This window comes from Pseudoalteromonas sp. bablab_jr010 (assembly GCF_016464105.1).
In the GTDB taxonomy this organism is placed as follows: domain Bacteria; phylum Pseudomonadota; class Gammaproteobacteria; order Enterobacterales; family Alteromonadaceae; genus Pseudoalteromonas; species Pseudoalteromonas simplex.
On sequence record NZ_JACDWV010000066.1, the window covers coordinates 204,354 to 216,700 of the forward strand.

Genomic DNA, 12,347 nt, shown 5'->3' on the forward strand with positions numbered 1-12,347 from the left:
AGTTTACTTAGCATCATCATAAATAAAGATTTCTATTGGTTTTGAATAACTAATAACTCAAAAGTTCCTGTTGTTTAAAACTATAGGAGCACTACATAAATAAAGCTAGATCTTGAACATGGTTTTAAATCGATTGATTCGATAGAAAAATACGATTTGATTCATTTTACAAAACAGTCCATTTTATAAAGGTCTTTTTACTGCGAGTAGCCCTTATGAAAACAATTAATCCTGATGTTGCTAGACAATTAAGCATTAACTTTTTTATCGCCAATTTACCTATTTTAATGTTAACTGGGCTGGTAGTTGCTTCGCTTGTGGGGTTAACGTTTAGAAGCTCATTATTGTTTTGGCTGACGCTATTGGTTACACCTTTAAGCATTAATTATTTATACTCGAAAAAACGTATAAAGCAGTTTTGCAAAAACAACAAGTGCACCGATATATCATGTCTCGCTAAGCAAACTGATTAATTTTTAATTTTATTACCCAGTCACCAGATTATTTAGCCCTCAACTTGTATAAATATTAATTAGTTATGCGAGTTTTATAGGCAGTTTAAAATTAACTGTCATGCCATTAGAAGGTGAACTCGCAGCACTCACTTCACCTTGTAATGCTTGCGTTGCAAGGTTATAAACAATTGACATTCCTAATCCACTTCCACCTGAGCCACGCTTCGTAGTAAAAAAGGGCTCAAACACTTTATGCAAAGTTTCTGTATCCATGCCATGGCCATTATCTTTGTAGCAAAGCAAATAAACACCTTGTGCTTCGTCAATATTAACCGATATGTTTATTTGGTTGTCTTGGCGTCCAACAAAACCATGAACGCAACTATTATTAACCAAATTCATTATGATTTGACTCAAAGCTCCAGGGACTGTGATCAACTCAAAGTCATCGACACAATTCACATTTACACTGACGTTATGACTACGGGTTAAAGGCATTAAGCTGTGTAGAATGTTTTCTAAGTAGTCTTTAATGTTGGTTTCTAATAAATCGAGTGAAGATTGATCTACTGCCGTTTGTTTAAAGTCGCTGATTAATTTTGCTGCTCGCTCTAAATTAGTGAATGATATTTTAAAACATTCGTTTAAATGATTAATACTCTCTATCAGCGCAGCCTTAGTTAACGTATTTGACTGTATAAGCTTATCAACTTCAGAGAGTTTGTCTTTTGCCGAACTGTTTGCAGTCACCGCGATACCTATTGGCGTATTAACTTCATGTGCAATTCCAGCAACCAGATTACCCAATGAAGCCATTTTTTCTGCTTCAATAAGTTTTTCTTGCATCTCGGTAAGTTCAGATAAGGTTTTCTCGAGCGTTCGAGTGCGTTCAACAACACGCTCCTCTAGGTGCTGATTAGCGCGTTCAAGCTCTGCGTTTATACGTTCATTTTCTTGTGCTGATAGCGCTCTGCCGTATAGATCTGCTAATGCGCCTATAAATGAGCATTCATCTTCTGTCCAATGTCGCTCACTACCAATGTGCTCACAACAAAATATACCGATCATTTTTCCTTTATAGCGAATTGGTGCATCGAGCATAGCGCCAATATTAAGTGGTGTTAGGTAGCTTTCGCTAAATTCGTAGGTAGCAGGATCAGTATGCGCATCAACCGCTGTTATTGTGCGTTGCGTATCAAGTGCTTTGAAATAGTCAGGGTATGCGTCCCGGGGAAGCACTAGCATTTGAATTTCTTTACCATTTTCTCTGTCGAGTAATAAACGGCACTCAATTGCTGTATTTTCTTTATTAAGTAACCAAATGCCGGCACGCCCGATTTCGAGTCCATCGAGTACAGCATTAAGGATTAGCCGTTCAGCTAATTCAACATTTCCACTATCGAGATCAGACGAAATTGATACACCATAAAGCAGTTGTACTAGTTGCTGGCGCATATTCTCACCTTTTAGTTTTAGTATCCTTTAAGTTTAGACGAACAAACTCAATATCGCATATAGATTAACTTTTTTTAGAAACTCTTTAAGTATTAAGTAGTTGTTCAGATAAAAATGAGTATATTGTACCTAACTCCTGTTGATACCCCTTACGACTTTATGTTGTTTAAGCAGTTTGGCCAGCTCTCCCCCGAGCTGGTTTTTTTTGCCTAGTCCCTAGTGCTCACGCATGTTACAGTTACCTCAGTAATCACCAAAAATTAATATGTTATGCGTTATACCCTAATTTTAATCACTTTTTTAATGAGCTTTAGCCCATTTGTAGCAGCTCAAAATGAGCCACAAAACCGCCCAGCATTAACTGAAGCAGAGCAACAGCAAGGACTCGATAAGCTTCAAGAGCCTATGTATAAACCATTGTTAGAGCGCTATATTCTTGATGAATTAAAAGCGGTGCGCCAAGACCAACAAAAACTACGCGAAGATGTGACAAAACAAGTTGCTCATACACAACTTGATACTGCCGACCGTGCATTAACTTATACAACCGACACCATTAATAATGTGTTTTTCATTATTACCATTACCGCTTCAATCTTGGTCTTAGTCGGTTGGAATTCCCTACGTGATGTGAAAAATAAAGTAGAAGATATTGTTAATACACGCGTGAGTGCGATTACAAAAGAATATGAAGAGCGCCTAAAAGTACTCGAAGAAAAACTACGTGAGCGATCTGAAGAAATCTTATTAAACCAACAAAAGATCTCAATCACCAATGAAGTTCATTCTTTATGGATGCGTGCCAATTTAGAAAGCGATGTTGCGAATAAGATTGAGATTTTTGACGAGATCTTAAAACGTAAACCAGAAGACGTAGAAGCCATTGCCTATAAAGCAGATGCTCTGTTAGAAATTAACGAAACAGGTGAGGCTATCGAGCTTTGTAATCAAGCATTAGAAATTGATAGCGACTACGGCTACGCATACTGGCAACGTGCTTGTGCCTATGCATTACTACACAAACACGCCGATGCAATGGCTGATATTCGTATGGCTCTTGAATATTCTCCTAACCTACGTAACGAGCTATTACACGAAAGCGCGTTTGCCAGCCTACACGACAACGACAGCTTTAATTCGTTGTTAAACGAATCGGCATAGCCGACCCCCATGTAGCCGCGGGTTTATCCCGCGTCATAGGCGAGTTCTGGGTTCTAGGTCCTAGGCGCCAGGACGCGATGTAAAATCGCCGCTACCTCGTACCTCGAAACTCGCTAACTTTACTCTTTCCCCTTGAAACTCGCTAACTTTACTCTCGCTAACTTGAACCCACTAACTTAATCCCCCTCTATTGCAAAAAAACCAAATACCGCTAAACTAATCATTAAGTATCTAATGATTAAAAAAGTAATCAATATGCGTTCTAAACAGGCTGCAAAAATGGCACAAAAGCTGGGAGATTTGATTCGCCAGCACCGAACTCTTCATTATACGCAAAGTACATTTGCGAAAATGATTGGGGTATCACGTTCGACAGTACAAAAGTTAGAGCAAGGTGATGTTGTGAAAAGTGACATTCTTTTTGAAGCGCTGGTTGTACTTAACTTACAGGGATCGCTTCTCGATGAAATAAATGAATTAGCGGCCGACGTAGGTGGATACAATGCTCGCCAACGCAAACGAAATTCACCACAGGAAATCAATGATGACTTCTGAGTGCTATGTTTTTATAGATGGTTTAGAAGAAAAACCCGTTATCTGTGGTTACTTTAAATTAGATAATCAATCAGGTCGCGGTGAGTTCAACTATGGTAAGAGCTATTTAGCCCGAAGCGATGCCTTTGCTCTAGATCCAATACATCTGCCATTAAAGTCGGGGATTTTCAATTACAGTGCAAACAGAGGTGTATTTGGCGTATTGAGTGATGCAGGAGCTGACTCGTGGGGGCGCAAGTTAATTCTTTCGCTTCATACTACAAAACCCAAAAACGAGTTAGAATTTTTATTAGCCGGGTCTGGGTATGGCGTAGGAGCGCTTGTTTTTAGTCTCTCGCGAAGTGCCTCAAAGCATAAAACTAACAAAAACACCTTGTCTGATTTAGCCTTGCTAGACCAAGCTAAAGATGACTTGCTGGCGAATAAAACAATTTCTGATGAAGCTAAGAAAGCATTTGAATTTGGCCAAAGCATGGGGGGAGCTAGACCAAAAACTTCTATACAAATTGACAACAAACTCTACTTAGCAAAATTCAATCGCCAAGATGATTTATTCAATCTAGTCAGAGCTGAACATGCTGCAATGAAAATGGCGGAACAGCTTGGTATTCGAACGGCTCCTACCTTTATTCATAAAACACATACCGGTGATGTGCTACTTGTTGAGCGATTTGATGTAAGCAATGGGTTACCAACACACCACTTTTTAAGTGCGAATAGCTTACTTCAAAAACCCAAAGTTGCTATGAGTGATCTTTCAAGTGACTACTCATATGGTCAATTAGCTGAATTTATAAGGCATCAAACAATGCAAAATGCAGGTGATGCTGAAGAGTTGTTTAAGCGAATGGTGTTCAATGCGTATATTGGTAATACAGATGATCACACTCGCAATCATGCATTCCTATATTCATTTTCACAAAAAAATTGGCGATTAAGTCCAGCCTATGACATCACTCCAATAAACAACTCTAAACAACATGGTCTTGGCTTTGGTGATGATGGCCGTTATGCAAGTAAAAGCAATTTTTTATCTCAGGCTAAGCGATTTGGGTTAGCAAATTCAGCAGCAAAAAACATCATTAAAGAGATTGAAGAATATTGCAAAGATTGGCCGACTCACTTTAAACATTTTGCAGACGTTAGTGATGAAGATATCACCCGTTTAAAAGGTGTAATTCCTGAAATTAATGAAGATTAACAGCGCGAAACAAGTTTCACGCCTACATGTAGCAGCAGGTTTATCCCGCGTCATAGGCGCTAGGTCCTAAGTACTGGGACGCGATGTAAAATCGCTACTACAGGCTCGCATCTTGTTACTCGCACCTTTCACCTTGGAACTTTAAATTCGCTAACTTTGCCTCCCTCAAAGATAGACAGAACAACATTAATGCTGGTCTGAACCATTGAATTTAATATTACGCACCTATCAACTGTTAAGAGCAGGGCAACTTAAATTAATCTCTATTGGGTTGTTCACCTAACAGTTTTATTGCATGCTCCAATGCAGAGTCTTTATTACTCTCAATGTCTTTGATATTTGGAAACTCAAATACATGTTCCACAGGAACTCCAACAAATTCATAGCTTTGCCCTTCGATGTCGGTATAAAGCTCATTAGATAACGTAATCCCCCAACCATTTGGTAGCGCTTTTACCAATGCATCACTTAAAGCTCCATAACTATTCTCACCAATGAATGTCACATTGTCCCTTGCCTTTAATGCTATTAAAAATAGCTCAGCAGCACTTGGCGTGAGGTGACTGGTAATCACGATAATTTTACCAACGAAAGGTTTAACGTTTGCAGGGGAAACAAAGATATCTTTCTTTTCACTCATACCAGTTGGGGTTTTGAAGCTCTTAGCACCAATTCTAAGTGGTTTGGCAATAAGGTAGGACATCATTTTTAAAGCTACTAAATCACTTCCACCAGAGCTATCCCTAAGGTCAATTATGACTCCTTTAGAACGATTAAAGTGCTGCGTTACCTTTTGCATAACTTGCTGTGTTTCATGTTCATCGAAACTTTCAATTCTGAAGTAAGAGGCACCACCTTTGAGTTTTGCAATGAGGAAATTATCAGCTAGATATTTTGCAGGTTTGTTAGTATGAAAATAGGATTCTATATTTCTTATCCATCGCCCATAGATATACCTGTAAACTTGTGAAATATCCGAAAATTCAGAGTTTTTAGCTAGGTATTCTTGCAACCTTTTTTCTGAAGCAGACTTTCTCGGCGAATGATGAATTAGCCTATTTAAAGAGCTATCAATCAACATTGCATGACCATCTCCCATATGTTCAAGAAATTCGTCAATAATTTGTTGCAGTTCTTCGGGGGTCGTGTTGTTATTTACACGTTTGAGCCAGTGTGACTTCAAAGTATTCCAATTTATCTCTTTTTCTTTAGTGAATGCGTAATGATAGGAAAAGCTGTCTAATACAACCTTCAATACCTGACGACTATTGAATACGTAACTATTGCTATGAAAACTATTTATCTCACTAGAAGTGCAAGCTTTCGGTAATTCATTTAACTTTGTGACATTTAGAGGGAATAACTTATCAAAGTCTAATTGTTTAGTTCTTTTATCAATAGCTATACCGTCTCTTTGAGCTTCATTAGTTAAAAAATGATTCAAAAAACAGTAATTATCACTGATATCGTAGACAAGTGGTTTCATATGATTCGTTAAATCAAACAAATATCCATACCCTTCAGTTTTCCAAATAGCAGTTGCCGAAGAGTGAAAACTAATCATGATTGCTGCCATTAAAAATAACAAACCGCTGAGCGGTTGTTTAACTAAATAACCCATATCAATCCTTAATATTTAGACGTCAGAGATTAGATGTCAGTCAATCGGCATAGCCTTTACTCTTGCTAACTTGCACCCATAAAAAAAGAGCAGCTGGGCTGCTCTTTTTCTAGCGGAAGAATAACACTTTGGTTATTTTACCATTTTCTATTTTATAACTAGTGACAAATTCAGCTCGCTTATCAACCACCTTAGGGTCTTGTGAACAAGTCTCTGATAGCTCATGGTCAATCACAATATTTCCATGCACAATTCGTTTAATTGGAGACGATTTTATACATTTAAGCTTTTTAAACATGATGCCATAACGAGCTATAAGCTTTTCTTTCCCTGTGAACATTAACTCATTTGGGAATGTGTAAAACTCGACGTTTTCATCATACATTTTAATAAATGCATCAATATTACGAGCATTATATGCTGCTATTAATTGCTCAATTACAGCGATTGATTCTCGTGACTGACGCGCTTTTTCTTGTTGCTTGGCTGTTAGCGCCTCTTTTGCTTGCTTTACGGCCTTTTCAGCCTCATCAACTGCTTGCTGCTTTTCTTCAACTGTTTTTGGTTGCTCGGCAGGTGTAGGCGTTTGAGTACCGAGTACTTTACTATCATCAACTTCTGCGACCTCTTTCTTAGATTCAGAAATTACTTTTTGCTCTGTTACTGGCTTTTCTTCAATAAACTCTAAACTAGGTACGTCTTTCTTTTCGGCTTTTTGTTCATGGCTAGTTTGAGGCTCGGCTTGTTCAGTGGTTTCTTCACTAGCAAATGACTGCCAAGAGAATAATAAACTAATTGCCAAAAATAACGGTTTCATACTTTTCCTAAATACATCATGCCTGATTTAAGGCGTTAAGGTAGCAAATTCTCACAGTTTGGCATAGTTTTTTACCAATATTGCTCAACGGTGATCTGCCCAGGCTCACGACGTCTGTTGCGGCTAAAACCAAGCTCTAACAAAATGGCCGTGGTATCTTTTACCATTTCTGGATTACCGCAAATCATGAACTGTGTCGAGTCAGGTTTAACAGAAAGCTCTACTACATCAAATAAGCGACGGTCTTTTATTACGTCAGTGATCCGGCCATTAAAACCGATTGTGGCTGACTCTCTGCTGACTACAGGTGAGTAGTAAAGATTTGGGTACTGCTGCTGTAGTGCTTTAATGCGCGCTTGATAACTTAAGTCCTCATTAAAACGAACTCCATGCACTAAGTGAACATGCTCAAACTTTTGCCACACTTCGCCCTGCTCTAATATTGATATAAAAGGCCCAAGCGCAGTACCTGTACTCAGCATATAAAGCTGCTCACTGCTTGGCACTTCATCAAGGGTAAAAAAGCCTGTCGCGCGGCGCTCTATAGTCACTGAGTCACCCGGCTTTAATTGCGCAAGTAGTTGAGAAAGTTGACCGTCTTTAACATTAATCAGATAAAATTCAAGGTCGGGATTATTCGGCGCATTAACATAAGAATATGCACGTGCAACCCGTTTATCACCCACTTGCATAGCAAGCTTTGTAAACTGCCCTGCTACAAATGGTTCAACATCGGCATTAACAATTAAGCTAAATAGTGAGTCGGTCCACCATTTAACATCTTTAACTTTAGCTTCAACCCAATTAGACATACACATCCTCAATTGTTGTTCCTCTACTAAAAGTGGCAACAATTGCTTGAATTTTCAAGTTTTAAGGGGCGGTTGCGAGCATAAATACATAGTCATAAAAAAAGCCGCATAAATGCGGCTTTGAGGTTAGTCTCACTTCACTTTGGGCGTGTTTCCAAATTTCAGTGAATACGTTACCAAGGAACTTATTTAAATTGATTCTAAAGCAATTTTAACCATTTCGTTAAAGGTGCTTTGACGCTCTTCACTTGGTGTTGCTTCACCAGTGATTACGTGGTCACTTACAGTAAATAGTGCCATCGCTTTTGCGCCGTATTCAGCAGCTACGCCGTACATGCCAGCTGTTTCCATATCAACAGCAAGTACGCCTAGCTTGTCTAACTCTTGATAGAATGTGTTATCTGCTTGGTAGAATGTATCTGTTGTAAATACATTACCTACTTTCGCTTCAATACCTAATTCTTTTGCTGCGTTTACGCCGTTGAGTAATAAACCAAAATCAGCAATTGCGGCAAAATCGTAACCACGTACACGTGCACGGTTTACGTTTGAATCTGTGCTTGCACCTTGTGCAAAGATAACGTCACGGATTTTGATATCGCTACCAATACCGCCACAGGTACCAATACGAATTAGATTTTTAACGCCGTAACTAACGATCAATTCACGGGCATAAATTGACATTGATGGAATACCCATCCCAGAACCCATAATACTCACTGGCTTACCTTTGTAGGTACCGGTAAAACCATACATATTACGAACGCCTGTTACTTGTTTTGCGTCATCTAAAAAGTTTTCAGCAATGTATTGAGCGCGAAGCGGATCACCCGGCATTAATACCGTTTCTGCAAATTCGCCTACATTGGCGCTGATATGAGGAGTACTCATTATTGGTTTCCTTTTTTGTTCGCTAATAGCTTGTCGTTAAAGCTATCACCGTATTCAAGTGCAGGAAGATTAAACCACTGGGCAAGGGTTTGACCTATGTCTGCAAAACTAGCTCGTTCTCCAAGCGGGGTGTTTGTCATTCCCGGTTGGTATGCAAGTACTGGCACGTATTCACGTGTATGGTCAGTGCCTGCTGCTGTTGGATCACATCCGTGATCGGCCGTGATAATTAATACATCATCACTATTTAGCTGATTTAAGATGGTCGGTAGGTAATCATCAAACTCTTTTAATGCTTTAGCATAGCCAACTGCATTACGGCGATGACCGTACTTTTCATCAAAATCAACTAAGTTTGTAAAAATCAAACTATGGTCAGGTGCGCTTGCGATTACTTCTGAGGTTTTCTCAAGCAAGTTCATTAGCCCTGGCGCTTTGTGTTTTTGGGTGATGCCTTGGTGCGCATAGATATCGGCAATTTTACCAATACTGATCACTTCACCGCCGTCTTGCGATAATTTATCAAGCAAGGTTGGCGACGGAGGTAACACCGAATAGTCACGACGATTGCCTGTACGGGCAAAATCGTCACGGCTCGAACCCAAAAATGGCCGCGCAATCACTCTTCCTATGTTCATTTCATCAAGCAGCGCCCGTGCGATTTCGCAAACCTGATAAAGTTTCTCCAGTCCAAATGATTCTTCGTGCGCGGCTATTTGAAACACGCTATCAACTGAGGTGTAGCAAATCGGCATACCGGTTTGCATATGCTCTTCACCTAGCTGTTCTAAAATGGTCGTTCCTGAGGCATAACAGTTACCTAAAATGCCAGGAATCTCTGCGCGAGCAATTAGCTCATCAACAAATTCTTGTGGAAAACACGGCTGTGTGTTTGGGAAATAACCCCAATCAAATAACACAGGTACACCGGCCATTTCCCAGTGTCCTGAAGGCGTGTCTTTACCACTTGATAACTCTTTAGCGTAACCCCATGCGCCAATAGGTGCTTGGCGGTCACTGACTAAACAAGGTTCTTTACCTGCGGCTTCGCATGCATCAGCTAAACCTAAACGGGTAAGATTAGGAAGCGATAAGTGCTCACCAGTTTCTTCTGCATAGGCTTTAAGTAAATGAGCGAAGGTATTTGCACCTACGTCACCAAACTTTTCTGCGTCAGGTGCTGCGCCAATTCCTAGGCTATCTGCCATTAAGATGAGTGCTCTTGCCATGGGTACCTCGTTATCAATATGTGAATACTTTATATGCTCTTTGAATTTTTGGTACAGGACATAAGTCCTGTTTCATAAAACGGAAACATTATAAATTTGCATCTCTAAGCGAAGCAAAAGAGATTAATCGTGTCTTTTTTGCTATTGTGATCTACCTAACAATGTTTCCTTCTGTGTGGGCGAGAACTTTAGTGACACGAACAATTATAGCTATTGCTGGCGCATCTGCGTCGGGCAAGTCTCTTTTTAGCAAGACAATTTATAACGAATTAGTCAATGAGCTTGAACCGGGCGCGATCGCAGTGATCGAAGAAGATGCTTATTACAAAGACCAGTCGCATTTGCCGTTTGACCATCGAACGCAAACCAATTACGACCACCCTGATGCTTTCGAGCATGAGCTTTTGCATGAGCACTTACTTCAATTGCGCGCTGGAGAATCAGTAGACGTACCAACTTATGACTATGCAATGCATACCCGAAGCGATGAAACGCGTCGAGTGGCACCTGCAAAAGTACTTATCGTTGAAGGTATTTTGCTACTGAGTGATCCGGCACTTCGAAAAGAATTTGATATTAAGGTGTTCATTGATACACCGTTAGATATCTGCCTTATGCGCCGTATGCAACGAGATATGGAGCAGCGTGGCAGAACATTACAGTCCGTTGTTGATCAATATCAAGCGACAGTGCGACCTATGTTTTATCAGTTTATTGAGCCATCTAAGCACAAAGCTGATCTCGTAGTCACACGCGGCGGTATGAATCGCGTTGCCATTGATATAATTAAAAGTAAAATAAAATATTTACTGCAACAATAACAACGGGAAACAGTCAGTATGACAACATTTATGAGCTTAGTAGGCATTGTTGTGCTACTAGGCATTGCTTTTGCGGCTTCAACGAACCGTAAAGCAATTAATTTAAGAACTGTAGGCATCGCCTTTTTACTTCAAGTGTTAATTGGTGGCTTTGTCTTGTTCTTCGAAGTGGGCAAAAACGTACTGGCAAGTATGTCGCGAGGCGTCTCATCGGTTATTGGTTATGCCAATGACGGAATTAGCTTCTTATTTGGCTCACTGGCATCGCAAGATACCCTAGGGTTTATTTTTGCGATACAAGTATTGCCCGTTATCGTGTTCTTCTCAGCACTCGTTGCTGTGTTGTATCACATCGGGGTGATGGATTGGATAATCAAGATTCTAGGTGGTGGCTTACAAAAGCTATTGAAAACCTCGCGCCCTGAATCGCTTTCTGCAACCGCCAATATTTTCGTTGGTCAAACAGAAGCACCATTGATTGTTAAGCCATTTATCGCCAGCATGACTAAGTCAGAGCTATTTGCGGTAATGGTAGGTGGCCTTGCTACCGTAGCAGGTTCTGTTATGGCAGGTTACGTAACAATTGGTGTAGAGCTTAAATACTTAATTGCAGCCAGCTTTATGGCGGCACCAGGTGGTTTCTTAATGGCAAAAATGATTGTGCCAGAGACCGAAACACCAAAAGAAGATTTAGCTGATTTAGACGTACAAGAAGAAAAACCGGTAAACGTAATTGATGCTGCCGCATCAGGTGCCGCAAACGGTATGCAACTAGCACTGAACGTAGGTGCGATGTTACTTGCTTTCGTAGCACTTATTGCACTTCTAAATGGGTTATTAGGCGGTATTGGTGGTTGGTTTGATCATCCAACATTAACGCTACAAGAAATTTTAGGTTACGTATTCGCTCCAGTTGCATGGTTATTAGGTGTACCTTGGGACGAAGCAGTAATCGCAGGCAGTTTTATAGGTCAGAAGGTTGTAGTTAACGAATTTGTTGCTTACCTCGACTTTATTAATTATCGCGATACGTTAAGTGCGCACACACAAGCGATTGTCACATTCGCGTTATGTGGGTTTGCTAACTTATCATCGATAGCAATTTTACTAGGTGGATTAGGCGGTATGGCGCCTAGTCGGCGAAAGGATATCGCACGCTTAGGGCTCAGAGCAGTGTTAGCAGGATCTATGGCTAACCTCATGAGTGCAGCAATTGCAGGTTTTTTCCTCTCGCTAGCTTAGAAACTTAATGAGATGAGCCGTAGTTGCAAAACAATAGGATAGGACTTTAAGGGGTTAAAGGTCTATCTGACTTGAACGATACTTCAC

The 12,347-nt window shown here is 40.1% G+C and carries 11 protein-coding genes; 5 read left to right on the forward strand and 6 right to left on the reverse strand.

Annotation, left to right across the window (positions count from 1 at the left end; genetic code table 11):
• Positions 1 to 536 precede the first annotated feature (536 nt).
• Positions 537 to 1,910, reverse strand: a complete 1,374-nt coding sequence (locus JIG37_RS04970; RefSeq protein ID WP_138600148.1) for an ATP-binding protein — start codon at positions 1,908 to 1,910, stop codon at positions 537 to 539.
• A gap of 270 nt (positions 1,911 to 2,180) precedes the next feature.
• On the opposite strand from JIG37_RS04970, the gene JIG37_RS04975 reads away from it, so the two are divergent.
• From JIG37_RS04975 to JIG37_RS04985, 3 genes are all read left to right on the forward strand, one after another.
• Entirely contained in the window at positions 2,181 to 3,071 is an 891-nt protein-coding gene (locus tag JIG37_RS04975; protein ID WP_054553406.1) for a tetratricopeptide repeat protein, read from the forward strand.
• Positions 3,072 to 3,326: 255 nt separating this feature from the next.
• Entirely contained in the window at positions 3,327 to 3,626 is a 300-nt protein-coding gene (locus JIG37_RS04980) for a helix-turn-helix transcriptional regulator (protein ID WP_138600147.1), read from the forward strand.
• A complete protein-coding gene (locus JIG37_RS04985; RefSeq protein WP_199528886.1) occupies positions 3,616 to 4,827 on the forward strand; it encodes a HipA domain-containing protein in 1,212 nt (403 codons plus the stop codon). Before JIG37_RS04980 ends, JIG37_RS04985 begins: the two co-directional genes overlap by 11 nt.
• 256 nt (positions 4,828 to 5,083) lie before the next feature.
• Here the strand turns inward: JIG37_RS04985 and JIG37_RS04990 are convergent, their stop codons facing one another.
• The 5 genes from JIG37_RS04990 to JIG37_RS05010 all read right to left on the reverse strand — a co-directional run bounded on the left by JIG37_RS04990 (position 5,084) and on the right by JIG37_RS05010 (position 10,197).
• The gene (locus JIG37_RS04990) at positions 5,084 to 6,448 is read right to left on the reverse strand and encodes a S41 family peptidase (RefSeq protein WP_199528838.1); all 1,365 of its coding nucleotides are present in this window, start codon (positions 6,446 to 6,448) and stop codon (positions 5,084 to 5,086) included.
• A gap of 109 nt (positions 6,449 to 6,557) precedes the next feature.
• Positions 6,558 to 7,265 carry a nuclear transport factor 2 family protein gene (locus JIG37_RS04995; RefSeq protein WP_054553404.1) on the reverse strand — a complete coding sequence of 236 codons (708 nt, stop codon included), beginning with the start codon at positions 7,263 to 7,265 and terminating at the stop codon, positions 6,558 to 6,560.
• Positions 7,266 to 7,336: 71 nt separating this feature from the next.
• Positions 7,337 to 8,077, reverse strand: coding sequence for a ferredoxin--NADP reductase (locus JIG37_RS05000; protein ID WP_199528839.1), 741 nt, complete (start codon positions 8,075 to 8,077; stop codon positions 7,337 to 7,339).
• Positions 8,078 to 8,266: 189 nt separating this feature from the next.
• On the reverse strand, positions 8,267 to 8,968 hold the full coding sequence (gene deoD, locus JIG37_RS05005) for a purine-nucleoside phosphorylase (protein ID WP_036972525.1): 702 nt from the start codon (positions 8,966 to 8,968) through the stop codon (positions 8,267 to 8,269).
• Entirely contained in the window at positions 8,968 to 10,197 is a 1,230-nt protein-coding gene (locus tag JIG37_RS05010; RefSeq protein WP_062565403.1) for a phosphopentomutase, read from the reverse strand. The genes deoD and JIG37_RS05010 overlap by 1 nt, the downstream gene beginning before the upstream one ends.
• A 191-nt stretch (positions 10,198 to 10,388) precedes the next feature.
• Between JIG37_RS05010 and udk the strand changes: the two genes are divergently transcribed.
• On the forward strand, positions 10,389 to 11,018 hold the full coding sequence (gene udk / locus JIG37_RS05015) for a uridine kinase (protein WP_138618998.1): 630 nt from the start codon (positions 10,389 to 10,391) through the stop codon (positions 11,016 to 11,018).
• An 18-nt stretch (positions 11,019 to 11,036) separates the two neighbouring features.
• On the forward strand, positions 11,037 to 12,260 hold the full coding sequence (locus tag JIG37_RS05020; protein ID WP_054553401.1) for a NupC/NupG family nucleoside CNT transporter: 1,224 nt from the start codon (positions 11,037 to 11,039) through the stop codon (positions 12,258 to 12,260).
• Positions 12,261 to 12,347 lie beyond the last annotated feature (87 nt).

Bases quoted from the DNA above. Each gene is read 5' to 3' on its own strand.
- JIG37_RS04970 (WP_138600148.1), bottom strand. From the start codon at position 1,910: ATGCGCCAGCAACTAGTACAACTGCTTTATGGTGTATCAATTTCGTCT.
- JIG37_RS04975 (WP_054553406.1), top strand. From the start codon at position 2,181: ATGCGTTATACCCTAATTTTAATCACTTTTTTAATGAGCTTTAGCCCA.
- JIG37_RS04980 (WP_138600147.1), top strand. From the start codon at position 3,327: ATGCGTTCTAAACAGGCTGCAAAAATGGCACAAAAGCTGGGAGATTTG.
- JIG37_RS04985 (WP_199528886.1), top strand. From the start codon at position 3,616: ATGACTTCTGAGTGCTATGTTTTTATAGATGGTTTAGAAGAAAAACCC.
- JIG37_RS04990 (WP_199528838.1), bottom strand. From the start codon at position 6,448: ATGGGTTATTTAGTTAAACAACCGCTCAGCGGTTTGTTATTTTTAATG.
- JIG37_RS04995 (WP_054553404.1), bottom strand. From the start codon at position 7,265: ATGAAACCGTTATTTTTGGCAATTAGTTTATTATTCTCTTGGCAGTCA.
- JIG37_RS05000 (WP_199528839.1), bottom strand. From the start codon at position 8,077: ATGTCTAATTGGGTTGAAGCTAAAGTTAAAGATGTTAAATGGTGGACC.
- deoD (WP_036972525.1), bottom strand. From the start codon at position 8,968: ATGAGTACTCCTCATATCAGCGCCAATGTAGGCGAATTTGCAGAAACG.
- JIG37_RS05010 (WP_062565403.1), bottom strand. From the start codon at position 10,197: ATGGCAAGAGCACTCATCTTAATGGCAGATAGCCTAGGAATTGGCGCA.
- JIG37_RS05020 (WP_054553401.1), top strand. From the start codon at position 11,037: ATGACAACATTTATGAGCTTAGTAGGCATTGTTGTGCTACTAGGCATT.